This is a genomic window from Nocardioides marinus (genome assembly GCF_013408145.1).
In the GTDB taxonomy this organism is placed as follows: Bacteria; Actinomycetota; Actinomycetes; order Propionibacteriales; family Nocardioidaceae; genus Nocardioides; species Nocardioides marinus.
Genome location: NZ_JACBZI010000001.1, coordinates 3,553,718 through 3,579,425 on the forward strand (window position 1 = coordinate 3,553,718; position 25,708 = coordinate 3,579,425).

The window sequence follows — 25,708 nt, forward strand, 5'->3', positions numbered from 1 at the left end:
CGGCCGTGCGGATGTAGCTCAGTTGGTAGAGCGCGACCTTCCCAAGGTCGATGTCGCGAGTTCGAGTCTCGTCATCCGCTCCACCCGGGACGTCATACGGACAGGACGTCCCCTCCCTCCGGACGTATGACGTCCCACGCCAGCCCCCTAGGCTCGCAGGCGTGGAGTTCCAAGGCTTTCCCGTCGCCGCGCTCGACTTCTACGACGACCTCGAGGTGGACAACACCAAGTCGTTCTGGGAGGCGCACAAGCACGTGTACGCCGAGTCGGTGAAGGCACCGATGACCGCACTGTGCGCGGCACTGGAGCCGGAGTTCGGCAAGGCGAAGATCTTCCGGCCGTACCGCGACGTGCGGTTCGCGAAGGACAAGACCCCCTACAAGACCCACCAGGGCGCCTACGTGGGCGTCGGCCCCGCCACCGGGTGGTACGTCGAGATCAGCCCCCGGGGGCTGCGCACCGGCGCCGGGTTCTACGAGGCGTCCGGCACCCGCCTGGCCGCCTTCCGTGAGGCGGTCGCCCACGACACCTTCGGCCCCGAGCTCGAGCGCCTGGTCGCCGAGCTCGAGCAGGCCGGCTTCGAGGTCGGTGGCGACACCCTCAAGACCCAGCCCCGTGGCTTCGACGCCGACCACCCGCGCATCGCGCTGCTGCGGCACAAGGCGCTGACGCTCGGCAGGCAGCACGGGTTCGAGCCCGTCATCCACACCCCCGAAGCCCTCGACCTGGTGCGCGAGGACTGGCGCACGCTGCGCCCGTTCGTCGAGTGGGTGCAGCGGCACGTGCAGGACCGAGCCGACGCGCAACACTAGAACACGTTCCAGTTCCGGCGTACGATCCCGCGGGTGAGCACCTCTCCCGACACCCGCCCGGCCGCCCTCACCTCCGACGCGATCGACTGGCGCGCGTCCACCGAGGAGCACCCGGCACGGATGGCCTCCATGCGCTCCTACTCCGCGGTCGCCAAGGGCGACCTGGCCGAGTGGCTGACGGTGTACGCCGAGGACGCGGTGCTCGAGGACCCCGTCGGCCCCTCCATGTTCGACCCGGAGGGTCGCGGCCACCGCGGCCACGAGGGCATCAGCGCCTTCTGGGAGCAGGCCATCGCACCGATCGCGACCTTCGAGTTCACGATCACCGACTCCTTCGCCAACCCGGGCAGCAACACCTGCGCCAACATCGGCTCGATCCGCACGTCGTTCCCGGACGGCTCGCACACCACGACCGACCTGATCATGGTCTACGTCGTCCACGACGACGGCCGGGTCGCGTCGATGAAGGCCTTCTGGGAGCCCGAGCGCACCATGGCCACCTTCACCAAGGCTTAGGCCGCCCGACGGCCGCGGCGCCACCGGCCGTTCACCTGACGCTCTCCTGCGCGGGCCACCCTGCGGGCATGGCCAAGCGCAGGTTCGTGATCCACATCGGCCTCCCCCACGCCGGCGGAGGCTCCCTGGCGGGTGCGCTCGCCGACCACGCAGCACCCCTCGCGGACGCCGGCGTGCGGGTGCCGGCGCGCAGCACCGACGAGGCCCGCCGGGCGGCGCTCGAGCTGCGACGGCTGCACGCCACCTACGGCTTCAAGCGCAAGGAGGTCGAGGGCACCTGGGCGCTGCTGTGCAAGCGCGCCCGGAAGGAGGGCGCGAAGTCCCACGACGCGGTCGTCGTCTCCGACGACCTGCTCGCCGGCGCCACCCCCGAGCAGATCGCCCTGCTGCTGGACAGCCTGGCCGGCTTCGAGGTGCACGTGGTCGCGGTGCTCGCCGATCCCGCGCAGCAGCTGGCGGCCGCCTGGACCGACGCGGTCCGCGCCGGCTCCGAGCTGGAGCTGCGCCGCTACGCCCGCCGGGTCCTCGACCCCGACCGTCGCCTCGACGAGGCCGCCTCCTTCTGGGCCGACCAGGACGCGCCGGTGATCCTGGACCGCTGGGCCGGGGAGCTGCGCCGTCCCGACCGCGTGCACGTCGTCATCCCGACCGCGGACGCGGACCCGGCCCGGGCCGCCTGGGCGACGATCGCCCGCCTGGTCGGGGCCGACGCCGACGCCCTGCCGGTGACCTCGACCGCCTCCGCGCCCGACGCCGCCTCGCTGGCCGTGCTCCGCGACGTGAACGCCTCCGTCGACGGCCGCGCGGACCGGCGTACCCAGCGGCTGCTGAGCGAGGCCCACCTGGTCCGCAGCACCGACGCCCCGGCCGCCGTGCCGGCCGACCTGCACGAGGAGCTCACCGAGCTGGCCGAGGCCTGGGGCAAGGCGCTGGCCGAGGGCGGCTACGCCGTCACCGGCGACGCCGCCGACCTGCTGCCGGCAGCCGCACCCGCCGCCGCGCCGGTCGACCCGACCCTCGAGGAGCGGCTGGCCGGCACCACCGACGCCCTCGCCGACCTGCTCGTCGAGCTGGCCCGGACCCGCGAGCGGGCCGAGGAGCTGGAGAAGCGCAACGCGAAGCTGGAGCGGAAGAAGGCCAAGCTGCGCACGCGTCTGGCTGCGGCCCTCGCCGAGGGCTGAGGGTCCAGCCCAGGACGGTGGTCTCGACGCCCGCTCCTCGCTGGCGCTCGTCGCTGCTCGACCACCGGGCAGGGCCCGCTCCTCGCTGGCGCTCGTCGCTGCTCGACCACCGGGCAGGGCCCGCTCCTCGCTGGCGCTCGTCGCTGCTCGACCACCGGGCAGGGCCCGCTCCTCGCTGGCGCTCGTCGCTGCTCGACCACCAGCACCGGGATCAGTGCGGCGCCCAGGCGTCCTCGTCCGCCGTACGCCGGCTCACGCAGTCCGGGAGCCGCTGGTCGGCCAGCTGCTGGATCGAGACGTGCTCGAAGACGTCGCGCAGCGAGCGGCGCGCGGCGATCCACACCTGCTGCAGCGGCTCGGCCCGGTCGTTGTACTCGACCTGCTCGGGCCGCAGCCCGTAGACCGAGACCAGCGGACCGTCCACGGCCCGGATGACGTCGGCCACGCTCACGTCCCCCGCGACGCGGGCGAGCTTCCACCCGCCGGACTGGCCGCGCTGGCTCAGGACGATCCCCGCCCGGCGCAGGTCGGCCAGGATCGCCTGCAGGAAGTTGCGCGGGATGTCCTGCAGCCGACCGAGCTCCTCGGCGCTCACCGCGGCGCTGTCCGCGCGGGTGGCCATCTCGATGAGGGCTCGCAGCGCGTAGTCGGACTTCGCGGACACACGCATGAGGCCAGTGTGTCAGACGAGTCGATCGAGTCACTCGACTTCGTGGTGTTCGCCGGCTCTTCGTGCGGCCTCTGCCGACGCGTCGTGGGCCCGGACGACGGAACGCTTGACCAGGTAGGGGATCCGGACCACCCGGAAGTGGTTGCAGGCTAAGTTACCCACGCGTATCATTATGTTACCGGCCAGTAGTACGCCGACGTACTGCCCTGTATGCGATGCCGGATCCCGAGATCAGAAGGTGGGCCCCCGTGAGCCACTACAAGAGCAACCTGCGCGACATCGAGTTCAACCTCTTCGAGGTGCTGGGCCGCGACGAGGTCCTCGGCACCGGTCCGTTCGCCGAGGTGGACGGCGAGACCGCCCGTGAGGTGCTGGCCGAGGTCGAGCGCCTCTCCCGCGAGGACCTCGCCGCGTCCTTCGTCGACTCCGACCGCAACCCGCCGGTCTTCGACCCCGCCACGAACACCGCTCCGCTCCCGGAGTCGTTCAAGAAGAGCTACCAGGCCTGGATGGACGCCGAGTTCTGGCGCCTGCAGACCTTCGCCGAGCTGGGCGGCACCCCCGCGCCGCCGAGCATCTCGTGGGGCCTCGGCGAACTGGTGCTCGGCGCCAACCCCGCCATCTGGATGTACGGCGCCGGCCCGATGTTCGCCGGCGTGCTGCACCGCAACGGCATCGAGCGTGACAAGAAGATCGCGCAGATGATGATCGACAAGGGCTGGGTCGCCACCATGGTGCTCACCGAGCCCGACGCCGGCTCCGACGTGGGCGCGGGCCGCACCAAGGCCACCCCCAACGAGGACGGCACCTGGAACATCGAGGGCGTCAAGCGGTTCATCACCTCCGCCGAGTCCGACCTCTCCGACAACGTCATCCACCTGGTCCTCGCGCGCCCCAGCGGCGTCGAGGGTGCCGGTGGCCCGGGCACCAAGGGCCTCTCGCTCTTCATCGTCCCGAAGTTCCACTTCGACCTCGAGACCGGCGAGCTGGGCGAGCGCAACGGCGCCTACGTCACCAACGTCGAGCACAAGATGGGCATCAAGGTCTCCAACACCTGCGAGGTCACCTTCGGCGACCCGGCCGTCGGTGGCGGCGAGCCGGCCCGCGGCTTCCTCCTCGGCGAGGTCCACGACGGCATCGCGCAGATGTTCCAGGTCATCGAGAACGCCCGGATGATGGTCGGCACCAAGGCCATCGCCACGCTGTCGACCGGCTACCTCAACGCGCTGGAGTTCGCGAAGTCCCGCGTCCAGGGTGCCGACCTGACCCAGTCCGGCGACAAGACCGCGCCGCGCGTCACGATCACCCACCACCCCGACGTGCGCCGCTCGCTGATGACGCAGAAGGCCTACGCCGAGGCGATGCGCTCGCTGGTGCTCTACACCGCCTCCTGGCAGGACCGGGTGGCCCTCGCCGAGCACAACGGCGAGGCGGACAAGCTCGCCGAGGCCGTCAACGACCTGCTGCTCCCGATCGTGAAGGGCTACGGCTCCGAGCGCTCGTGGACCCTGCTCGGCACCGAGTCCCTGCAGACCTTCGGTGGCTCCGGCTTCCTGCAGGAGTACCCGATCGAGCAGTACGTCCGCGACGCCAAGATCGACACCCTCTACGAGGGCACCACCGCGATCCAGGGCCAGGACTTCTTCTTCCGCAAGATCGTCAAGGACCAGGGCAAGGCGCTGGGCCACCTGGCCGGCGAGATCCAGTCCTTCATCGACTCCGAGGCCGGCAACGGTCGGCTGAAGAACGAGCGGGCGCTGCTGGCCACCGCCCTCGACGACGCCAACGCCATGGTCGGCCACCTGATCAACGACCTGATGTCGGCGCAGGAGGAGATCCGCAACATCTACAAGGTCGGCCTGAACACCTCGCGTCTGCTGATGACGCTGGGTGACGTGGTCTGCGCCTGGCTGCTGCTCCGAGGCGCCGAGGTGGCCCTGGAGAAGCTCGGTGGCCCCGAGGGCGGCGGCAAGGACAAGGCGTTCTACGAGGGCAAGGTCGCTGCGGCGCAGTTCTTCGCCCAGAACGTGCTGCCCAAGATCGCCGCCGAGCGCGCGATCGCCGAGGCGACCGACCTGTCGCTGATGGACATCGACGAGGCCGCGTTCTGACCCGCGCCCTCTGAGCCACGCACGGCCCGCTGCTCCTCCCGAGCGGCGGGCCGTTCGCGTTGGTGGCGGCAAGGAGCTCAGTCGAGCGGGTACCCGCGGTACTGCGACGGCACCCGGTAGCCGGTGTGGCCGATCAACCACGTGCGGGCCTTCTCGGTGGCGCCGTAGAGGTTGATGCTGAACCGCTTGTCGCCGTAGGCGTTGGTGCGCAGGTACGGCGTCGTGGGCTGCTGCTTGGTCTGCCGCGCCCAGGCCGGGCCGTAGGTCCACCGGAACGGCTTCTTGCCACCGTTGTACGCCGAGAGCTGCTTCTTCATGGTGGGCACGTCGACCCACTGGATCATCCGCAGCCGCCCGGCGCCGTGCGGGGTCGAGATCGTGCAGTCCATGGCGCTGACCTGCTCGGCGGTCGTGCCCTTGGAGGTGCAGGACGCGTTCGTGGCGAACATCCACCGCAGGCCGGTCGCGCCGGTCGGGCCGTCGGGGCAGGCGCTGGCCCCGCCCACGACCTCGCTGCCGTCCCAGCAGTGGAAGTCGGCCTTCGGGGCCGGCTCCTTGGTCGGGCTGGCCTCGGTCGTCGGGCGGCCGGACGGGCCGGCGGTCGGGTCGATCGGCCCTTCGATCGGCCCCGCCTGGGTGTCGAGCCCTCGACCCCCGCCGGCGCCGCCGCGCCCCCCGGAGGAACGGGTCGGCGCCGCGCTCGTCGGGTCGCCGGGCTCCTCGGGCAGCAGCAGCGTGCCGCTGCGCGGGGTGGGGCGGCTGCGCGGCGGCTGCTGCGTCGACAGGGTCGCCCCGGGTGCCACGGCCACCGGCTGGGCGGTCACCGTCGTGGTGAGGGTGGGGCCGTCCGGGCCGGCCACGGTGCGGACCGTGCCCTCGCCGGCGCTGAGGCCGGCGTAGGCGCCGATCGCGGCCACGAGCACGGCACCCACCGCCGTACCGGCCAGGGCGGCGGCGCGCCGCCCGCGCCGCGCGGCGGGGGCGGCGGTGTCGAGAGCGGCCACCGCGGGCAGCACCGAGTGCCGCACCGACGTGGCCGCGGGCAGGGCCAGCGCCGCCGGGGCGTGCTCGAGCACGGTGGCCAGCTCGCGCCGCATCGCGCGGGCCGAGGGGTAGCGGGCGCCGGGGTCCTTGGCCATCGCGCGCGCCAGCACGCGGTTGAGGTCGCGGGTGGTGTCGTCGACCTCGGGCAGCTGCGGCACGGGCGCCTGGAGGTGGGCCAGGGCGACCTCGACGTCGGTGCCGGAGTACGGCGCGGCGCCGGTGAGCACGTGCCAGAGCAGGCACCCGGTGGAGTAGACGTCCCCGGCGACACCGGTCTGCTGCCCCTGGTGCCGCTCGGGCGCCATGTAGGGGTAGGAGCCGACCAGGCCGCCGGTGCGGGTGATCTCGCTGCCGGGGAGGGAGGCGATGCCGAAGTCGCACAGCACCGCCTCGAGCCTCTCGCCCCGTCGCCGCAGCAGCACGTTGCTGGGCTTGACGTCGCGGTGCACGACCCCGGCGCGGTGGGCGTCCTCGAGGCCGTCGAGGACCTGCACCACCAGGTCGAGCGCCACCCGCGGGGCGGGCGCCCCCTCGTCGCGCACCCGCGCGAACAGGTCGCCGTCGGGCACCGGGGCGGTGACCAGGTGGAGGCAGCCGTCGAGCTCGCCGTGGTCGTGCACGGCCACCACGTGGGGGCTCTCGACGCGGGAGAGCGCCTGGGCCTCACGGCGGAAGCGCGCGCGGTAGTCCTCGTCGGCCGCGAGCTGGGGGGTGATGATCTTGAGCGCGACCTCGCGGTCCAGGGCGGTGTCGAGCGCGGCGTACACGACCCCCATGCCGCCGTGACCCAGCACGCGCAGCAGGCGGTAGCGGCCGAGGTGGTCCCCGACCGAGGGCATCCGGATCACGTGGGCTCCCGAGGCGGGCGGTGGCTCAGCGACGCAGGTGGGCGGAGGCCGCCCGTCGCACCGCCTCGGTGACCCTGCCCAGGAGGGGGGAGTCCAAACGCCAGCGCTGCCAGTGCAGGGGTACGTCGACGTGCCGACCGGGCGCGAGCCGCGCCAGCCGCCCGGCCCGCTCGAGCGGCAGCAGCTGGGTCTCGGGCACCATCCCCCAGCCCAGGCCCAGCGCCAGCGCCTCCAGGAAGTCGGCCGAGGTGGGCACGCGGTGGGTCGGCGGCGCGACCCGCTCCCCCAGCTCCTGCGCCAGCAGGTCGTGCTGGAGGGCGTCCTTGGCGTTGAACACCACCACCGGCATCCGGCTCCAGTCCGGACGACCGGAGGGGTCCCCGTGGCGGGCGAGCAGCGCGGGCGCGGCGACGGGCAGGTAGCGCATGGTGCCCAGTCGCTCGACCGAGCAGCCCTGCACCGGTTCGGGGTCGCTGGTCACGGCCGCCAGGGCCTCACCGCGCCGCAGCAGCTCGTGGGAGTGCGCCTGGTCCTCGACCTCGAGGCGCAGCACGGCGTCGTCCCACCCAGCGGCCTCGCCGAGGACGTCGCGGAACCAGGTGGCCAGCGAGTCCGCGTTGACCGCCAGGCCCAGCTCGCTGCGGCGACCGGCGGCGGGCTCCAGCGCGGTGCGGGCCTCGGCCTGCAGCAGCGCCTGCGCCCGGCCGAGCCGGACGAGGGTGTCGCCGGCGGGCGTCGCGGTGCACGGGGTGGCCCGGCGGACCAGCACCTGCCCGACGCTCGACTCCAGGGCCCGCACCCGCTGGCTGACCGCGCTGGGGGTGACGTGCAGCGCTCGGGCGGCCGCCTCGAAGGTCCCGGCGTCGACCACCGCCACGAGGGCGGCGAGCTGCGGCGCGGGCAGGTCCATGAAGCGATGCTAAGGGTCCTGCAGATTCTTTCGCTTCTCTTCTCGTGGGCGCGGCCCTAGCGTCGTCGCGTGCTCACCACCGCCCTGACCGGCTTCGCCGCCGGCCTCACGCTCATCGTCGCCATCGGCAGCCAGAACGCGTTCGTCCTGCGCTGCGGGCTGGCCCGTCACCACGTCGGGCCGGTGGTGCTGGTGTGCGCGCTGTCCGACGCGGTGCTCATCAGCGCGGGGGTGGCCGGGATCGGCACCATCGTGACCCGCGCGCCGGTCGTGCTGGACGTGGTGCGCTGGGCCGGGGTGGTGTTCCTGTCGGCGTACGCACTGCTGTCCTTCCGCCGCGCCTGGCAGGGGGGCGAGAAGCTCTCGGCGGCGGGCGGGCCGGTCGGCTCGGCGGCCGCCGCGGTCTCCACCGCGGTCGCGCTGACCTGGCTCAACCCGCACGTCTACCTCGACACCGTGCTGCTGCTCGGCTCGCTGGCCAACGGCACGGGGCACCCGTGGTGGTTCGCGGTCGGCGCGGCGCTGGGGTCGGTGGTGTGGTTCACCGCGCTCGGGTACGGCGCCCGGCTGGCCTCGCCGCTGTTCGCCCGGCCCCGCGCCTGGCAGGTCCTCGACGTGCTGATCGGGATCACGATGGTGCTGATCGCGGTGAAGCTGGCGCGGGGGTAGCGGTCGGCGGGCCGGAAGGTTCGACTGATGTCAGTCAGACCTTGCACGTCGCGGTCGAAGGTTCGACCGCGAACCCGAAGGTCGGACTGACATCAGTCAGACCTCACACACCCCCCAGCGGCAGCCGCAGCTCCCCGGGCGCCCCGGCCTCGATCCGGACGGGGATCCCCCAGTCCTGCTGGTGCATCCGGCAGGCAGCACCCTCGCCGCCGTCGGCGTCGCACGAGGCGGCCCGGGCGGCGACGTGGAGCACCCCGTCACCCACGTGCGGGTCGAGCTCGAGCACCCGGGTCAGCGCGGTGTCGCGACCACCGCCCGAGCGGATCAGGCCGGGCGGGGTGGACTCCACGACCAGCTGCGAGGGCGGGCCGAACCGGTCGTCGACCTTCTGCCCCGGGGGCGGCGTGAACGTGACCACCAGTGAGACCGAGGCAGGCACCGGCGTGACGGGGCGCTGCGTGGAGTGCGCGAACCCGTCCACGGCCACCACGCCGGCCAGCGGCACCCGGGTGAGCCGGTGCGCGGTGGACTCCACCACGACCAGCAGCGGCTCGTCGTCCGCCCCGACCTCGAGGTACGCCGACGACGGCTCGGCCAGCCCCTGGGCGATCGTCGACACGTGGCCGGTCGCCGGGTCGTAGCGGCGCACGGCGCCGTTGTAGGTGTCGCAGACCGCCACCGAGCCGTCCGGCAGCGCGGTGACCCCGAGCGGGTGCTGGAGCAGCGCCTCGGCGGCGGGACCGTCGCGGAACCCGAAGTCGAACAAGCCCGTGCCGACCACGGTCGTGACCGCACCGCCCTCGACGTAGCGCAGCGCCGAGGTCTCGGGGTCGGCCAGCCACAGCCGGTCCCCGGCCGGGGCCAGCCGTGAGGTCTGGGCGAACCACGCCTGGTCGAGCGGGCCGTCGAGCAGCCCCTCGTTGGTCGTGCCGCCCGCGACCCCGACCGCGCCGGTCAGCGGGTCGAGCGTCCACAGCTGGTGGGTGCCGGCCATCGCGATCCAGACGCGGTCGCCCCACCAGGCGACGTCCCACGGGGAGGAGAGCCGCGAGGTGTCGTCGCCGGGCATCCACTGCCGACCGTCGCCGGCCAGCGTGCGGACCGAGCCGTCCTCGAGCGAGAGCCCCGCGACCCGGTGGCCCACGGTGTCGGCCACGACCACGTCGTACCCCACCGCCACGGCGACGTCGGCCGGCAGCAGGCACAGCCCGTTCGGCTCGCTGAACCCGCCGATGCGGCGCACCACGTCGCCGGCGTCGCTGAGCTCGACGACCTCGTCGTGACCGGCGTCGGCGACCAGCACGCCACCACCGGGCAGCGGCACCGCCGAGGCCGGGAAGCGCAGGTCGGTCGGCTCGACCACGGGCGGCACGTAGGGCGAGTCGCCCGGCTGCAGGGTGCCGCGCTCGCGGTGGGCGGGCACCAGCTCGGCGAGCAGGGCGGCGATCGCGTGGGCGTGCCCCTCCCCGGCGTACTGCGCGACGACGTAGCCCTCGGGGTCGACCAGCACCAGCGTGGGCCAGGCGCGGGCGGTGTAGGCCTGCCAGGTGACCAGCTCGGGGTCGTCGAGCACGGGGTGGTGCACGCCGTAGCGCTCGACGGCCGCGGCGAGGGCGACCGGGTCGGCCTCGTGGACGAACTTCGGGGAGTGCACGCCGACCACGACCAGCTCCTCGGCGTACTCCGCCTCCACCGGACGCAGCTCGTCGAGCACGTGCAGGCAGTTGACGCAGCAGAAGGTCCAGAAGTCCAGCAGCACGAAGCGACCGCGCAGGTCGGCCATCGCCAGCGGGCCGTCGGTGTTCAGCCAGCCGCGGCCGACGAGCTCGGGGGCACGGACCGGCTGACGCCGGGGGGCGGGGGGCTGGGCAGAGGGCTGGGCGGGGGGCTGGGACGCGGGGTCGGACACCGAGGGACTCACCCGCAGATTCTCCCCACTCACCCCAGAGGACGGACAATCTGCGAAGGCAGGGTTCGGGTGGGGACCCGCGGGATACCGTGCGCCTGACGGACGGAGGGCCGCACATGCTGAGGGTGGACCTCGGCGCCGGGGATGTCGGGGTCGACGAGTCGTTCGACCGCTACGCCCGTATCGTGCGCCGTGCGCTCGACGTGCCCGTCGCACTGGTGAGCCTGGTCGAGCGGGACCGACAGGTCTTCGTGGGGGCCGTCGGCCTCGAGCCGGAGCTCCAGGAAGCGCGCCAGACGCCGTTGACGCACTCCTTCTGCCAGTGGGTCGTCCACGACCAGGCCCCGGTCGTCACCAGCGACGCCCGCCTCGACGAGCGGCTGCGCGACAACCTCGCGATCCCCGACCTCGGGGTCGTCGCGTACGCCGGGCACCCGCTGCGCGACCACACCGGCCGCATCATCGGCTCGCTGTGCGCCATCGACACCGAGCCGCGCGAGTGGGACGAGGCCTCCCTGCAGGTGCTCGGCGACCTCGCCGCGGCCTGCTCCACGGAGATCGCCCAGCGCAGCATGCGCACCCTCGCCACCCGGACGGCCCAGGAGGCGGAGTCGCTGAGCCGGCGCTCGGCGGTGCTGCTGGCGCTCTCGCAGAGCCTGTCGACGGCGCGCAGCCTGGTCGAGGTCGCGATCGCGGTCGAGCAGGTGGCCGTCGAGCACCTGGGCTGCCTGCGCGCCGGGCTCTGGCTGACCGACGACGGCTCCCCCAGCCGCGCCGCGGACCTGCCGCTGCGCGACTTCGAGGTCGGGCGCCTCAACTACATCCCGCAGATCTCCGACTCCTGGCACTCCGCCCAGCTCAACCGGGTGCTGCGCGCCGACGACTCCAACCCCCTCGGCGAGGCGCTGCTGAGCAACCGTCCGGTGTGGTTCCGCGACCGCGCCGAGCAGAACGAGGTCTACGGGCACCTCGACCTGCGCGCCCAGGTCGGCGAGGCCCGCGCCTTCCTGCCGCTGGGGTACGCCGGGCAGAGCCTCGGCGCGATGGCGATGATCTGGGACCACCCCAAGGAGCTGACCGGCGACGAGCTGGCCACGATCACGGCGCTGGCGTCGTACACCTCCCAGGCGCTGAGCCGGGCGCTGCTGCTGCAGGAGCAGTCCGACGCGCTGGTGGTCCTGCAGAGCGCGCTGCTGCCGCGCCTGCCCGACACCGGTGAGCTCGAGATGGCCGCCCGCTACCGGCCGGCGGCGGCGCGCGGGCAGGTCGGCGGCGACTGGTACGACGCGGTGGTGATGCCCTCGGGCGCCACCAGCCTGATGATCGGCGACGTCGTCGGCCACGACATCGGTGCCGCCGCCACCATGGGCCAGATGCGCACCACCCTGCGCGCCCTCGCCTGGGCCGTCGACGACCCGCCGTCGCGCCAGGTGCTCCGCCTCGAGGAGGCGATGCTCGACCTCGGTGTCGAGGGCATGGCGACCCTCGTCTACGGCCGCATCGAGGAGCCCGGCATCGACGGGAGCCGGGTGCTGCGCTGGACCAACGCCGGCCACCCGCCGCCGCTGCTGGTCCACCCCGACGGCTCCGCGCGCTACCTCGAGGACCGGGCCGGCGACCTGATGCTCGGCGTCCTCCCCGACGCCCACCGCACCGACAACCGCACCGACGTCCCCCGCGGCTCGCTGCTGCTGCTCTACACCGACGGGCTCGTCGAGCGGCGCGGCGAGGACCTCGACCAGGGGCTCACCCGCCTGCGGGTCAGCGCCACCGCGCACGCCGCCCTGCCCTCCGAGGCCTTCCTCGACCAGGTGCTGCACGACCTCCACGACGGCGAGCTGGCCGACGACGTCGCCGTGCTGGCCGTCCGCTTCGGCTGAGACCCGTGCGGGAGCGACCTCTCGGCCGCATCGCTAGAGTCCCGGGCATGAGCGACCAGGAGCTGCTGGCGGGGTACGCCGACGTGTGGTGGCAGGCGATCGACGACTTCACCGGGCTGCTGGAGAGCCTCGACGCCGAGGACTGGGACCGGCCCACCGACCTCCCGGGGTGGGACGTCCGCGCCGTCGCCGCCCACATCGCCCACCTCGAGCGGGTGCTGGCGACCGGCGAGGAGGAGACCGCCGACCTCGGGGACCCGGTGCCGGCCCACATCACCGGCCTGATGGGGCACTACACCGAGATCGGGGTGGTGAACCGGCGCGACGCCGCGCCCGACGCGCTGATCAACGAGATCCGGGAGGCGGCGACCGCGCGGCGTACCGCCCTGCTCACCGACCCGCCCACCGACGCCGACGCGACGCCGGAGCGGACCTTCGCGGGCGTTCCCTGGACCTGGCGGGTGCTGCTGCGCAACCGCCCCCTCGACGTGTGGATGCACGAGCAGGACGTGCGCCGCGCCGTCGGCCGCCCCGGCGGCATGGACACCGTCCCGGCCAAGCACACCGCCGAGTACCTCGCCGAGTCCCTCGGCTTCGTCCTGGCCAAGAAGGTCGGCGCCGAGCCGGGTACCACCCTGGTGCTGGAGATGGCCGGCAGCGACCCGTTCGCCTTCGAGGTCGGCGAGGACCGCCGCGGCAAGGCCCTGCCCGAGGTGCCGGCCGCGCCCGACGTACGCCTGGCGATGGACCGCGAGAGCTTCGTCTGCCTCGCCGGCGGCCGACGCCCGGCGCCCGGCGCCGTGCGCCTCGAGGGCGACGAGGCCCTCGGCCAACGGGTCGTCGACGCGATGGCCACCACCCCGTAGTCCTCCCGCCCACCCCGCCCCTCCCAGGAGCACGCCGTGGACACCTGGCAGCCCGCCGACATCCCCGACCAGACCGGCCGCACGGTCGTCGTCACCGGCCCCACCCTCGGGGGGCTCGGGCACCACACCGCCCTCGAGCTGGCCCGCCGCGGCGCCCGCGTCGTGCTGGCCGGCCGCACCCCGCGCAAGCTCGACGAGACCGCCGTCGCGATCACCGACGAGGTACCCGGGGCCGACGTGTCGCCGCTGGTCGTGGACCTCTCCGACCTGGCCTCGGTCCGGTCGGCCGGCGAGGGCGCGAAGGCGTTGGGCCCCATCGACGTGCTGGTCAACAACGCCGGGGTGATGGGCGTGGCCGAGCAGCGCACCTTCGACGGCCTCGAGCTGACGATGGCCACCAACCACTTCGGCCCGTTCCTGCTGACGGGCCTGCTGATGCCGCAGCTGATCCAGAGCGGCGCCGGTCGCGTGGTCACCGTGTCCTCGCACTTCCACCGGATGGCGCGCCGCGCCCCGTTGGAGGACCCGCGCGCCGCGGGCGGTCGACACCGTCCGTGGGCGGCGTACGCCCGCTCGAAACTGGCCAACCTGCTCTTCACCCTCGAGCTGGACCGCCGTTGCCGTGCCGCCGAGGTGCCGGTCAAGGCGCTCGCCGCGCACCCGGGCTTCGCCGGGACCCACCTGGCGGCGAACGGGCAGTACGGCCGCTCGTCCGGCGGGGTCGCCTCCATCCTCGACGCGACGATCCGCGCGGTGTCGCAGTCCGCCGCGGCCGGCGCCCAGCCCTCGCTGATGGCGGCCACCGCCGACCTGCCCGGTGGCACCTACTGCGGGCCGAGCGGGCTCGCGGAGTTCGCCGGCCGACCCCAGGTCACCCTGATGACCCGGCTGGCCCGCGACGAGACCGCCGCCGCCCGGCTGTGGGAGCTCTCCGAGCAGACCACCGGCATCCGCTACCCCTAGCTGTTCTGACCACGGACGTTAGGTACGGCGGGTCGGCTGGACCATGACGAAGACCTCCGGGTGAGGTGTGGAGCTACCACAGCAACCACATCCACCACGGAGGTCTTCATGACCCACGCTAACGCCACCCTCACCCCAGCCGGGCGACTGCGTCTGGCCCAGCTCGTCGTCGACCACGACTGGACCTACGCCCGTGCCGCCGAACGGTTCTCCGTCAGCATCACCACCGCCCGCCGCTGGGCCCTGCGTTACCGCGAATCCGGCAGGGCCGGCATGGTCGACCGGTCCTCACGACCGCACCGCTGCCCAAACCAGCTGCCCCGACGAACCGAGCGTCGGATCGTGAGCCTGCGAGTCACCCGGCGCTGGGGACCGGCCCGGATCGCCTACCACCTCGGGCAGAACCCCTCGACCGTCCACCAGGTCCTGCGCCGCTACGGCTGCCCACGGCTGAAGTGGACCGACCCCGCCACCGGCACCCGGATCAAGACCTCCTCGCGGGACAAGCGACGCTACGAGCACGCCGCACCGGGCGATCTGGTCCACGTCGACATCAAGAAGCTCGGCAAGATCCCCGACGGCGGCGGCTGGCGCGTCCACGGCCGCGGATCAGCCCAAGACCGCAGCGCCGGCGCCACACGCGACCGGGCCGCCCGCTCCGGTGCCACACCCTCGCGCGGCTACGTCTACCTCCACCACGCCGTAGACGACCACTCCCGGCTGGCCTACTCCGAGATCCTCACCGACGAACGCAAGGAGACCGCCGCAGGGTTCTGGCAACGCGCCCGCGCCTACTTCGCCGAGCACGGCATCGCGGTCAGCGCCGTCTTGACCGACAACGGCTCCTGCTACCGATCACGGCTCTGGGCCGCGACCCTGGGCCAGGACGTCAAACACCGCCGCACCCGCCCCTACCGGCCCCAGACCAACGGCAAGGTCGAACGCTTCAACCGCACCCTGCTCGAGGAATGGGCCTACGCCTGCGCCTACACCTCAGAAGCCGACCGCGCGTCCGCCTACCCGGAGTGGCTCCATCACTACAATCACCACCGCGGCCACACCAGCCTCAAAGGCAAGTCACCCATCGACCGCGTGCCCAACCTCCCCGGGCAGAACACCTAGCGAGGACGCGACGGCGGACTCGCTGATGGTGGTCGAGCGAGCCAGGGACGAGGTCGCGACCGGCGTGACGAGACCCGGTGAGGTGTGCGGGGCCTCGACCCACCATGCCCGCCGAGCCGGCGCATCAATACGCCGGCTCGACCCACCACGCCCGCCGAACCGGCGTATCAATACGCCGGCTCGGCGACTCAGTCGCGCAGGCCCCGGGTGCCGTCGACGACACGGACGAGCCCGGCCCGGGTGCCGACGAAGGCGGTGCCGCCGGGGCCGATGGTGACCGACGAGCCGGCGTCGCCGGCCCACGGACCGGTGCCGCCGCGGGCGGCGAAGGCGGTGCGACCGGTGCGGGCGTCGAGGGCCGTGAGGTACCACGCGTCGACGCCGAGCCAGCTGCGGCGCTTGGTCCAGGCGTACAGCAGCCCGGTCGCCCGCGACAGCGTCGTCCCCGAGGTGGGGGCGACCTCCTCGGAGGTCCACGTCGTCGCGCAGGAGCCGTCGACCACGTCGACGCGGGCGACGCCGCCGGGGGGCCGTCGCCCGAGCACCCCGCGCCACGCGCCGGTCCAGCCGTGGCCGTTGGTCACGACCACCCCGGTGCCGCCGACCGCGGTCAGCGCGGCCTCGGTCGCGGAGGCGTCGTCCTCGAAGACCTCCTGTCGGCACACCTGCGACCCGTCCACGGCGCGCAGCACCACCACGTGCATGCGCGGGTTGGCGTTGTCGGTCAGCGCGAGCAGCCCGCCCTCGAGCAGGGTCACGCCGCTGCCGCTGCCCGCGTCGCGCTGGCCGGGCTTGCGGCCGCTCCCGGTCTCGTACGCCGACCGCCAGGTCTCCAGGGGGGCGCCCGCCCGGGTGACGACCCGGTGGACCGCCTCGGCCGTGGTCACGTAGGCACCGTCGCGGTCGACCGCCAGCGGCTGGCTCACCGACTCCCCCAGCGCCAGCACGGAGGGCTCGCCCTCGGCGGCCACCACCCCGACCTCCCCGGCCCGGGTCACGAACCAGGTGCGCCCGACCGGGTCCACCGCCACCGACACCACGCAGGCACCGGCCGGCAGGGCCCGGCCGAGGTCGACGGCGCGCTGGGTGACCACGGCCGGCGCGTCGGCCCCGTCGGTCGTGGTGACGTGCAGGAGCCGGCGGTCGCCGGTGGCGACGACGACCTCCTCGCCCGTCCCGGTCGCCGGGGGCACGTCGGCGCACGGGTCGGGCAGGGACGCGGTGGCGACCGGTCGCAGGGTGCGCGGGTCCAGCACCTTCAGCCGGGCACCGGAGCGGCTGGTGCACAGCGCCAAGAGCCGCTCGTGGGTGTCGGGCAGCAGGTGGCCGCAGTGCTCGGCGCCGTACCAGCCGGAGTCGACCTCGACGGAGAGCCCCAGCGGCCCCGGGCGGTCGGGCTCACCGGGCAGCGGCTGGGGGCTGACCGGTCGGCCGGTGTAGCCGGGGGTCACCCACGCGCCGCCGCCGGGCGGCACGGGCAGCCGGCCGTCGGGGACGAACCACACCGCCCCGAGGAGCAGCACCAGCCCGGCCACGCCCACCAGCGTCGTACGCCGGTCCGGCCGGTCGACCCGCAGCCGGCCACGGGTCCGGGGGTGCACCATCGCGGCGACCGCCGCGAGCAGCACCACCGGCCCACAGGCCAGCCACAGCGCCGCGACCGCCACCCACGCGACCGCTCGGGTCCAGCGCACCGGCGTCAGCGCCCCCGTGGTCCGAACTCGGGCACGACCCGGGCGAAGGCGGCCTTGCGGGCGACCGCGGTGTTGCGGGCGGCCAGCAGCCAGGCCTGCTCGACCCGCTCGCGGAAGAAGGTGTAGCGAGGCCCGGCGGTCCAGGTGTCGTCGAAGAGGCGCTTGGCGGCGGCGAGCTGGTCGGGCGAGCGGCCCTTGAGCTGCTCGGCCAGCTCCATCGCGGCGGCGACCGGGTCGGAGTCGAGGGTGGTGACCAGGCCGAGGTCCTGCGCCTCCTTACCCGAGACCACCTCCGCGGTCATCGTGAGCTTCTTGGCGACGTCGATGCCGACGAGCTCCTTGAGCGAGCGCACTCCCGACATGTCGGGGATGATCCCCCACTTGCCCTCGAGCACCGACCACTGCGAGTCGGGGGTGGCGACGCGGAAGTCGGCGGCCAGGGCGATCTGCAGACCGCCGCCCAGGCAGTGGCCGTGGACGGCGGCGATCACCGGCACGGGGAGCCGGCGCCAGGCCCAGCAGGCCTCCTGGAAGGTGTTGGTGCCCCGCCAGGGCCGCGGGACGAACGAGGTGACCACGCGGGCCGGCTGCTTGAGCACGTGCGCGAAGTCGAGCCCGGCGCAGAACGCGTCGCCCTCGCCGGAGAGCACCACGGCGCGCAGGCTCCGGTCGCGGCGCAGGGTGCGCGCGGTGCCGGCCAGGTCGTCGAGGATCTGCAGGGTCAGCGCGTTGAGCTTCTCGGGGCGGGCCAGGCGCACGTGCGCGATGCCGTCCACGACGGTGCAGGTCACGTGGGAGTTGTCGCGGCTCTCGAGCGGGGAGGACATGCGCAGCATTGTCCCACCCCCACGAGACGCCCGGGCGCGGCATGATCGCCTCATGAGCCACCCACGTGCCGGACAGCCCGCGGAGCCCGGGGACCTCGTCGACGTCACCCACCTGGTGACGGCCTACTTCGCCGACGAGCCCGACCCGGCCGAGGTCGACCAGCAGGTCGCCTTCGGCACCAGCGGCCACCGCGGCTCCTCGCTGCACCGCTCGTTCAACGAGGCGCACATCCTGGCCACGACCCAGGCGATCTGCGAGTACCGCGCCGCCCAGGGCTACGACGGGCCGCTCTTCCTCGGTCGCGACACCCACGCGCTCTCCGAGCCGGCCTGGGTCTCGGCGCTGGAGGTGCTGGCCGCCAACGACGTCACCGTGCTGGTCGACTCCCGCGACGGCTACACCCCGACCCCCGCGGTCTCGCACGCGATCCTGCGCGCCAACGGGGCACGGGTCTCGACAGGCTCGACCAGCGGCGGGAAGGGCGGGCTGGCCGACGGGATCGTGGTCACCCCGTCCCACAACCCGCCCTCCGACGGCGGCTTCAAGTACAACCCGCCCCACGGCGGGCCCGCCGACACCGACGCGACCAAGGTCATCGCCGCGCGCGCCAACGAGCTGCTGCGCGCCGGACTCGACGGGGTCCGCCGGGTCCCCTTCGCGCGGGCGCGGGCGGCCGCGTCGGCGTACGACTTCCTCGGCGCGTACGTCGACGACCTGCCCTCGGTGGTGGACGTCGCCGCGATCCGTGACGCCGGGGTGCGGATCGGCGCCGACCCGATGGGGGGCGCCGCGGTGCACTACTGGGGCGAGATCGCCGACCGGCACGGGCTGGACCTGACCGTGGTCAACCCGCTGGTCGACCCGACGTGGCGGTTCATGACGCTGGACTGGGACGGCAAGATCCGGATGGACTGCTCGTCGCCTTCGGCGATGGCCTCGCTGATCGCTCGCATGACCGACGGGGGGTCCTCCTACGACGTCGCGACCGGCAACGACGCCGACGCCGACCGGCACGGCATCGTCACCCCCGACGCCGGCCTGATGAACCCCAACCACTTCCTGGCCGTCGCCATCCAGCACCTCTTCGGCGGTGCCCGCCCCGACTGGCCGGACACCGCGCGCATCGGCAAGACGCTGGTCTCCAGCGCGATGATCGACCGGGTCGCGGCCGGGCTGGGGAAGCCGCTGGTCGAGGTGCCGGTGGGCTTCAAGTGGTTCGTGCCCGGGCTGCTGGACGGGTCCTTCGGGTTCGGCGGCGAGGAGTCGGCGGGCGCGTCGTTCCTGCGCATGGACGGCAGCGCGTGGACGACCGACAAGGACGGCCTGCTGCTGTGCCTGCTGGCCTCCGAGATCATCGCCCGCACCGGCCGCTCGCCGTCGGAGCACTACGCCGACCTGGTGGCCGAGCACGGGGAGCCGGCGTACGCCCGCGTCGACGCGCCCGCCACCCGCGAGCAGAAGGCGGCGCTCGCGGCGCTCTCCCCGTCGGCCGTCACCGCGACGACGCTCGCCGGCGAGGAGATCACCGGTCGCCTCACCGAGGCCCCCGGCAACGGTGCCGCGATCGGCGGGCTGAAGGTGACCACGCAGTCGGCGTGGTTCGCCGCGCGCCCGTCGGGCACCGAGGACGTCTACAAGATCTACGCCGAGTCCTTCCGCGGCCCCGAGCACCTCGCGCAGGTGCAGGAGGAGGCCCGCGCGGTGGTCTCGGCGGCGCTGGGCTGAGGCCGCCCCTCTTCCGCGAGGGGCGCCGCGGTGCCACGCTGAGCGGATGGGGCATCCGGTGGGCCTGGACCGGGACGACCCGGCCGTGCGCGCCGAGGTCGTCGACGTCGTCACCTCGCGGTCCCGGCACGCGGAGCCGGCGTACGTCGAGTGGCACCTGATCGACCGGGACTACTGGCCGGGCCTGCGACTCCTGGGGGTGCGCGAGGAGGGCCGGCTCATCGGCGTCGGCTGGCTCGGGCAGGGCACCGGCAACACCGTCGGATGGGCCACCGAGCACGTCGCGGTGCGCCCGGAGCACGCACGTCGCGGAGTGGGAACGGCGCTGCACCGGGCCCTGACCAGCTCCCTGCCGGACGGGACGACGCAGGTGCGCGGGGAGTGCGACGACGACTGCGACGACGCGCTGCCCGCCGTACGCCGCTGGGGGTTCGAGCCCGAGCAGCTCTCGATCCGCTCCGTGCTCGACCTGACCGACCTCAGGCCGCTGCCCGCGCTTGCCGGTGTCACGTTCGAGGAGTCGCCCGGCCTCAGGTTCGCCGACCAGGACTGCGTGGAGGAGGTGCTCCGGGTCAGCCAGACCAACCCCGAGGCGAAGCGTGGCTCGGTGCGGACCCTGGAGCAGCTGGCCTCCGGCATGGGGTCCGGCGATGCGGCGATCGGGCTCCTCGCCCGGGTCGACGGCGCCCCTGCCGCTCTCTGCGCGGGGCTGGTCGCCGACGGCGTGTTCCACGTCTTCTACACCGGCGTGGACCCGAGGTTCCGCGGCCGCGGCCTGGCCGTCGCGGTGAAGGGCACGGCGCACGCGGTCGCCGCGGCCGCCGGCGCCCGGCAGGCGAGCACCGAGAACGAGGAGCACAACCACGGCATCCGCAGGGTCAACGCGGAGCTCGGCTACGTACGGCAGGTCGGCAGCCACCGGGTGCGGCTGGACGTCTGAGAAGGGCGACCACCACGGGACGGCCGGACCGGAGGGCGTGCCGTGAGAGGGGTTCACGACAGACCCTCCGCTCGCCGGGGCGCGAGGGTCTCGAGGCTCGCGCCGCTCGCACCTCGACCGGCGGGACGTCGCAACCCGGGGATGCGGCAGCACGCCCGGGGCCCACGTAGCATGGCCGCACAATCGAAGAAGCACAGGGTCACACGCGCACTTGGTGGTGGGTACGGCGCGGCACTGACCGCACCCAAGGACCCCCTGTGAGCCCCCTCGCCTCCTACAAGCGACTCTTCGACCTCGCCGGCGCCGGCTACGTCCTCGTCGCCTTCCTCGGCCGCCTGCCGCTGGCCATGAGCCAGCTCGGCGCGCTGCTGCTCGTCTCCACCGCCACCGGCAGCTACGGCCTCGGCGGCCTGGCCGCGGGCGCCCTCGCCGTCGCCAACGCCCTCGGCGCCCCGGTCGCCGGCGCCCTCGCGGACCGCGTCGGCCAGCGGCCGGTCGTGCTCGTGCAGTCCCTGCTGGGCGCGACCGGCCTGGTCGCGCTCGTCGCCCAGGTCGGCGGCTCGACGGCCACCACCGTCCTCATCGCCGCGCTGGCGGGACTGGCCATGCCCCAGGTCGGCCCGCTGGCGCGGGTGCGCTGGCGGCCGCTGACCCACGGCCGCGAGGACCAGCCCCGGCTCGTCGACGCCGCCTTCGCCTACGAGGGCGCCGCCGACGAGGCCTCCTTCGCCCTCGGTCCCGCGCTCGTCGGCCTGCTCGCGGTCGCCATCGACCCCGGCGGCGCGCTGCTCGCGGCCGCCGGGCTGCTCGCGGTCTTCGGCACCGCCTTCGCCCTGGACCACTCCGCCGTGCGCACGCACGCCTACGCCCTCACCCACGCCCACCTCGGCGGTGCCGAGCGGCTGCTTTCGGCCGCGCTGGTCGTGCTGGCGCTGGCCCAGCTGTGCATCGGGGTGCTCTTCGGGGCGACCCAGACCGGGGCGACGGTCCTGGCCACCGCGGCCGGAAACCCGGGCGCGGCCGGCTTCGTCCACGCCACGCTGGGCGTCGGGAGCGCCGTGGCCGGGCTGGCGACGGCGTACCTGCCGGCGCGAATTGGGTACGAGCGCCGCGCCCTCGGCGCCGCCGTCGCGCTGCTCGTGCTCTCCACGCCGCTGCTGCTGGTCGGCTCGCTGCTCACCGTGACGCTGGCGGTGCTGGCGCTGGGCTGCGCGGTCGCGCCGTACATGATCGCGGTCTTCACCCTCGGCGAGCGGGTCGTGCCGCCCACCCGGGTCGGCGCCGCGATGACCGTCCTCGCGAGCGCGACCGGCATCGGCTACGCGCTGGGCGCCTCGGTCGCCGGCCGGCTGGCCGACGCCACCGGCAGTCACACCGGCGCCTTCGCGGTCACGGTGACGACCACCGTGGCCGCCACCGCGCTTCTCGCGCTCTCGCAGCGTCGGCTGGCCGCCCCGGCCGGCCCCGCGCGGGAGCCGGCCGTGGCCTGACCGGTCAGCCCAGCATCTGCCGGGCGAGGTCCTCGTGGAACCGCACCGAGTGCACGAGGTCGTCGACGTGGATCCGCTCGTCGGCGTTGTGGAACCCGGCGGCATAGACCTCCGCCGACGTCGCCCGGTAGGGGTTGAAGCCGTACGCCGTGGTGCCGGCGCCCGCCCGCAGGTAGACCGAGTCGGTGAAGCCGGTGCCGAGCAGCGGCAGCAGCGTGGCGGTCTCCCCGTGCTCGCGCTGCACCGCCTCGATCGCCTCGACCAGGGCCGAGACCTCCGGGGAGCTGCTGCCCGCCACGAGGTGCTCGGGGAAGTCGAGCTCGTAGCGCAGGTCGCTGCCCAGGCGCTCGCGCACCGCCCGCTCCACGTCGGCCTCGGTGGTGCCGGGCAGGATCCGGCAGTCGAGCTCGACCCAGGCCCGTGCGGGCATCACGTTGCGCTTGCTCGAGCCGCCGACCATCGTCGGCGCCATCGTGGTGCCGACCAGCGCGGGCAGCACGTCGTGCAGCAGCGGCTGCATCCGCGCGGCGCGGGCCAGGCCGTCCACCAGGTCCTCGGGCACCGCACCGAGCAGGACCTCCAGCGTCCGGTCGACCAGGGGTGAGCGCTCGGGTGCCGGCATGCCCCTCCCGATGCGTCGCAGCACCTCTCCCAGGTGCGGCACGGCGTTGTCGCCGATGGTGGGGGTCGAGGCGTGGCCGGCCTCGCCGACGGCGCTGACGCGCACGGGGAAGGTGCCCTTCTCGCCCACGCCGAGGACGACCACCTCACGACCGTCGACCAGGCGCATCCGCTCACCGCCGCCCTCGTTGACGGCGTACGCCGGGCGGATGTCGGGGCGCTGCTCGAGCAGCCAGCGCATCCCGACGTCGTACATCCCGTCCTCCTCGTCGGCGACCGCCAGCAGCCACAGGTCACCCCGCGGGCGGAAGCCCTCGCGGGCCAGCCGCGCCATGGCGACGGCCCGGCCGGCGACCTCGCCCTTCATGTCGACGGCGCCACGACCCCACAGCCAGCCGTCGTCGTCGACGCGGGCCTCGAAGGGCGGGTGGGTCCAGTCCCGGGGATCGGCGGGCACCACGTCGGTGTGCCCGACGAAGGCCAGCGAGGGGGCCTCCCCACTGCCGGGGATGCGGGCCACGAGGTTGGCCCGGCGCGGGTCGCGGGCGACCAGCTCGCACTCGACGCCGTGGTCGGTGAGGTAGTCGCGCAACAGCTCGGCCGCGGGGGTCTCCTGGCCGGGGTAGCGGCCCAGTGCCGCCTCGGGGGCGTTGCTGGTGTCGAGCCGGATCAGGGCCCGGGTCAGGTCGAGCACCTCCTCGAGCAGGCCGCTCACCGGGCACCCACCCGGTCCAGGACCCACGCGAGGACCTCGGCCTCGTAGTGCAGGTGCGCGTGCCGGCCCGACGGGCCGCTGTGCGCCCCCGCGCCGGTCTCGCAGCGGAACACGCACCGCGCGCCCCACTCCGGGTCGCCGGCCCGCAGCGCTGCCACCCACTTGGCCGGCTCGTGCACCATCACGCGGGGGTCGTGCAGGGCCCCGGTGACCAGGAGGTCGGGGCGCGAGCCCGCCGCCGGCAGGTTGTCGTAGGGCGAGTAGGCCAGCATCCAGGCGTGCTCCTCGGGCCGACGCGGGTCGCCCCACTCCTCCCACTCGTTGACGGTCAACGGGATGCTCGCGTCGAGCATGGTCGTGACGACGTCGACGAAGGGCACCTCGGCCACGACCGCCCGCCACCGCTCGGGACGCTGGCTGAGCACCGCGCCCTGCAGCAGCCCGCCCGCGCTGAGGCCGCGGGTCGCCAGCCGGGTGCCGTCGACCAGCCCGTCGAGCCCGTCGGCCGCGGCCAGCAGGTCGTCGAAGGTGTGCTGCTTGTGCTCCAGCCTCCCGTCGAGCCACCAGCGTCGACCGCCCTCCCCGCCGCCGCGCACGTGCACGTGCGCGAAGACGACCCCGCGGTCCAGCAGGCTCGGCAGCGCCGGGTCGAACTCCGGCTCGAAGGTGTACTCGTAGGCGCCGTAGGCCCACAGCAGCGCCGGGGCGGTGCCGTCGAGCGGCGTCTCCCGGCGGCGTACGACGGTGATCGGGACCGAGGCCCCGCCGGTCGAGGTGACCCGGTGCCGCTCGGTCACGTAGGCCGTGGGGTCGAGGCCCGGGGCGTGCTGGTGGTGCACGTCGGTGAGCCGGCCCGTGGCCAGGTCCACCCTCGACCACACCGCGGGCTGCAGGTGCGCCCGGTCGACCACGATCACGTGGTCGGCGTCGGGGTCGGTGCTGCGTGCCAGGTGCACCGCTCCGCAGGGGAAGCGGCTGGAGACCAGCACGCCCTCGCCGGCGAGGTCGTCCAGGGGCAGGACGCGCAGCCGGTGCTCGGCCTCGCGACGCACGCTCAGCACGGCGTGCCCGCCGACCACGTCGAGCCGCTCCAGCCGCTCGGCGGGGTCCTCCTCGCGCACGGGCGACCACGTCGTGTGGTCGGCGCCCTCGGGGCCGGGCACCGGGGCCCGGACCAGCCGCAGCTCCTGCGCGCCGTCGTCGGTCAGCACCAGCAGCTCACCGCCGTGCGGGCCGGGCGCGTGCTCGACGCGGTAGCCCACCCCGTGCCGGCGCCCGCCGACCGAGCGGGGCGGCTGCTGCGGGTCGTGCGCGTCGACGACCCAGGTCTCGCTGGTGCTGCGGCTCTCGGCGAGGATCACGACCAGGTCGCCGCTGCGGGTGCCGCGCAGGTGCAGGGCGAAGGACTCGTCGGGCTCCTCCAGCACCAGGACGTCCTGCTCGACGGGCGTGCCGATGGCGTGGCGCCAGACCTGGTGGGGCCGGTAGGCGGCGTCGTGGACGGTGTAGAAGAACTGCCGCGAGTCGGCGCTCCAGGCGCCGCCGTAGTAGCTGCGCGCGACCCGTTCGGGCAGGTCCTGCCCGGTGCGCAGGTCGCGGAAGGCCAGGGCGTAGACCTCGTCCCCGTCGGTGTCGACGGAGTAGGCCAGCAGGTCCTCGTCGGGGCTGACCAGCGTCAGGCCGACCTCGAGGTGGCCGGTGCCGGCGTCGAGGGCGTCCAGGTCGAGCACGGTCTCGTCGGGGGCCGGACCGCTGTCGGCCTGCCCCGTTGTGCGTAAACCGTAGGTAAAATCTGGATCTACAACGGAAATCGTCTCAGAATATGGCTGTTCGGCGCGGATTCTGCGTCGAATCGCGCCGTACTCACTACCGGCACGGTGCTCGATGTAGTAGGAAAACCGTCGACGGCTCCACTCCGGTGACCGTTCCTCCACCGGCACCCGCGAGGTCATCTCGGAGGCCAGGTCCTCCACCAGGGAGTGCAGATGCGCAGACGCAGCGTCGTAGTAGGCCCGTTCGGCCCTCAGGTGGGCCAGCACGGCCTCGGAGTCGGTCTCCGCCAGCCAGGCGTACGGGTCGGGCCTCACGACGCCGTGCTCGGTGCGGGTGATGACACGCGCCGCCGCCGTGGGCGGGGCGAGCGGGGCGTCGGTCGGCTGGCTCACGGACTGAAAGGTACGACGCGCAGGGCCCT

Annotated in this window: 20 protein-coding genes and 1 tRNA gene; 13 read left to right on the plus strand and 8 right to left on the minus strand. The window is 74.1% G+C overall.

What is annotated here, in order from left to right:
- The first annotated feature begins 7 nt into the window (after nucleotides 1-7).
- The 4 genes from BKA05_RS16760 (at nucleotide 8) to BKA05_RS16775 (ending at nucleotide 2,509) form a co-directional block, all read left to right on the plus strand.
- Nucleotides 8-83 (plus strand) — tRNA-Gly (locus BKA05_RS16760).
- 78 nt (nucleotides 84-161) lie between these two features.
- The gene (locus BKA05_RS16765) at nucleotides 162-812 is read left to right on the plus strand and encodes a TIGR02453 family protein (RefSeq protein ID WP_179532443.1); all 651 of its coding nucleotides are present in this window, start codon (nucleotides 162-164) and stop codon (nucleotides 810-812) included.
- A gap of 33 nt (nucleotides 813-845) precedes the next feature.
- Nucleotides 846-1,328 (plus strand): nuclear transport factor 2 family protein, encoded by a 483-nt coding sequence (locus BKA05_RS16770; protein ID WP_343045722.1) that lies wholly within the window; start codon nucleotides 846-848, stop codon nucleotides 1,326-1,328.
- Nucleotides 1,329-1,396: 68 nt separating this feature from the next.
- The gene (locus tag BKA05_RS16775) at nucleotides 1,397-2,509 is read left to right on the plus strand and encodes a hypothetical protein (protein WP_179532444.1); all 1,113 of its coding nucleotides are present in this window, start codon (nucleotides 1,397-1,399) and stop codon (nucleotides 2,507-2,509) included.
- A 211-nt stretch (nucleotides 2,510-2,720) separates the two neighbouring features.
- Here BKA05_RS16775 and BKA05_RS16780 read toward each other — a convergent pair whose 3' ends face one another.
- Nucleotides 2,721-3,179, minus strand: a complete 459-nt coding sequence (locus BKA05_RS16780; RefSeq protein WP_179532445.1) for an RrF2 family transcriptional regulator — start codon at nucleotides 3,177-3,179, stop codon at nucleotides 2,721-2,723.
- A gap of 248 nt (nucleotides 3,180-3,427) precedes the next feature.
- Here BKA05_RS16780 and BKA05_RS16785 point away from each other — a divergent pair, with 248 nt between their 5' ends.
- Nucleotides 3,428-5,290, plus strand: coding sequence for an acyl-CoA dehydrogenase C-terminal domain-containing protein (locus BKA05_RS16785; protein WP_179532446.1), 1,863 nt, complete (start codon nucleotides 3,428-3,430; stop codon nucleotides 5,288-5,290).
- A gap of 77 nt (nucleotides 5,291-5,367) precedes the next feature.
- Here BKA05_RS16785 and BKA05_RS16790 read toward each other — a convergent pair whose 3' ends face one another.
- Together BKA05_RS16790 and BKA05_RS16795 are read right to left on the minus strand one after the other, a co-directional pair.
- Nucleotides 5,368-7,173: a serine/threonine-protein kinase gene (locus BKA05_RS16790; RefSeq protein ID WP_179532447.1), complete on the minus strand. Its 1,806-nt coding sequence runs from the start codon at nucleotides 7,171-7,173 to the stop codon at nucleotides 5,368-5,370.
- A 34-nt stretch (nucleotides 7,174-7,207) separates the two neighbouring features.
- Nucleotides 7,208-8,092 carry a LysR family transcriptional regulator ArgP gene (locus BKA05_RS16795; RefSeq protein WP_179532448.1) on the minus strand — a complete coding sequence of 295 codons (885 nt, stop codon included), beginning with the start codon at nucleotides 8,090-8,092 and terminating at the stop codon, nucleotides 7,208-7,210.
- Nucleotides 8,093-8,161: 69 nt separating this feature from the next.
- Between BKA05_RS16795 and BKA05_RS16800 the strand changes: the two genes are divergently transcribed.
- On the plus strand, nucleotides 8,162-8,761 hold the full coding sequence (locus tag BKA05_RS16800) for a LysE family transporter (RefSeq protein WP_179532449.1): 600 nt from the start codon (nucleotides 8,162-8,164) through the stop codon (nucleotides 8,759-8,761).
- Between the two features lie 103 nt (nucleotides 8,762-8,864).
- Here the strand turns inward: BKA05_RS16800 and BKA05_RS16805 are convergent, their stop codons facing one another.
- Nucleotides 8,865-10,682, minus strand: a complete 1,818-nt coding sequence (locus tag BKA05_RS16805; RefSeq protein ID WP_343045723.1) for an NHL domain-containing thioredoxin family protein — start codon at nucleotides 10,680-10,682, stop codon at nucleotides 8,865-8,867.
- 104 nt (nucleotides 10,683-10,786) lie between these two features.
- Between BKA05_RS16805 and BKA05_RS16810 the strand changes: the two genes are divergently transcribed.
- From BKA05_RS16810 to BKA05_RS16825, 4 genes are all read left to right on the plus strand, one after another.
- On the plus strand, nucleotides 10,787-12,550 hold the full coding sequence (locus tag BKA05_RS16810; protein WP_179532450.1) for a GAF domain-containing SpoIIE family protein phosphatase: 1,764 nt from the start codon (nucleotides 10,787-10,789) through the stop codon (nucleotides 12,548-12,550).
- A gap of 47 nt (nucleotides 12,551-12,597) precedes the next feature.
- Entirely contained in the window at nucleotides 12,598-13,416 is an 819-nt protein-coding gene (locus BKA05_RS16815) for a maleylpyruvate isomerase family mycothiol-dependent enzyme (RefSeq protein ID WP_179532451.1), read from the plus strand.
- A gap of 36 nt (nucleotides 13,417-13,452) precedes the next feature.
- Nucleotides 13,453-14,379 (plus strand): oxidoreductase, encoded by a 927-nt coding sequence (locus BKA05_RS16820; RefSeq protein WP_179532452.1) that lies wholly within the window; start codon nucleotides 13,453-13,455, stop codon nucleotides 14,377-14,379.
- Between the two features lie 108 nt (nucleotides 14,380-14,487).
- The gene (locus BKA05_RS16825) at nucleotides 14,488-15,501 is read left to right on the plus strand and encodes an IS481 family transposase (RefSeq protein WP_179532377.1); all 1,014 of its coding nucleotides are present in this window, start codon (nucleotides 14,488-14,490) and stop codon (nucleotides 15,499-15,501) included.
- A gap of 188 nt (nucleotides 15,502-15,689) precedes the next feature.
- Here the strand turns inward: BKA05_RS16825 and BKA05_RS16830 are convergent, their stop codons facing one another.
- On the minus strand, nucleotides 15,690-17,195 hold the full coding sequence (locus tag BKA05_RS16830) for a hypothetical protein (protein ID WP_179532453.1): 1,506 nt from the start codon (nucleotides 17,193-17,195) through the stop codon (nucleotides 15,690-15,692).
- Between the two features lie 5 nt (nucleotides 17,196-17,200).
- On the minus strand, nucleotides 17,201-18,022 hold the full coding sequence (locus tag BKA05_RS16835; protein ID WP_179532454.1) for a crotonase/enoyl-CoA hydratase family protein: 822 nt from the start codon (nucleotides 18,020-18,022) through the stop codon (nucleotides 17,201-17,203).
- Between the two features lie 52 nt (nucleotides 18,023-18,074).
- On the opposite strand from BKA05_RS16835, the gene pgm reads away from it, so the two are divergent.
- The 3 genes from pgm to BKA05_RS16850 all read left to right on the plus strand — a co-directional run bounded on the left by pgm (nucleotide 18,075) and on the right by BKA05_RS16850 (nucleotide 22,178).
- Nucleotides 18,075-19,748, plus strand: a complete 1,674-nt coding sequence (pgm, locus tag BKA05_RS16840) for a phosphoglucomutase (alpha-D-glucose-1,6-bisphosphate-dependent) (protein ID WP_179532455.1) — start codon at nucleotides 18,075-18,077, stop codon at nucleotides 19,746-19,748.
- 46 nt (nucleotides 19,749-19,794) lie between these two features.
- The gene (locus tag BKA05_RS16845; protein WP_179532456.1) at nucleotides 19,795-20,688 is read left to right on the plus strand and encodes a GNAT family N-acetyltransferase; all 894 of its coding nucleotides are present in this window, start codon (nucleotides 19,795-19,797) and stop codon (nucleotides 20,686-20,688) included.
- Between the two features lie 257 nt (nucleotides 20,689-20,945).
- Entirely contained in the window at nucleotides 20,946-22,178 is a 1,233-nt protein-coding gene (locus BKA05_RS16850) for an MFS transporter (RefSeq protein ID WP_179532457.1), read from the plus strand.
- A 4-nt stretch (nucleotides 22,179-22,182) separates the two neighbouring features.
- Here the strand turns inward: BKA05_RS16850 and BKA05_RS16855 are convergent, their stop codons facing one another.
- A complete protein-coding gene (locus BKA05_RS16855; protein WP_179532458.1) occupies nucleotides 22,183-23,514 on the minus strand; it encodes a M20/M25/M40 family metallo-hydrolase in 1,332 nt (443 codons plus the stop codon).
- The gene (locus BKA05_RS20390; protein WP_179532459.1) at nucleotides 23,511-25,679 is read right to left on the minus strand and encodes a prolyl oligopeptidase family serine peptidase; all 2,169 of its coding nucleotides are present in this window, start codon (nucleotides 25,677-25,679) and stop codon (nucleotides 23,511-23,513) included. Before BKA05_RS20390 ends, BKA05_RS16855 begins: the two co-directional genes overlap by 4 nt.
- Nucleotides 25,680-25,708 lie beyond the last annotated feature (29 nt).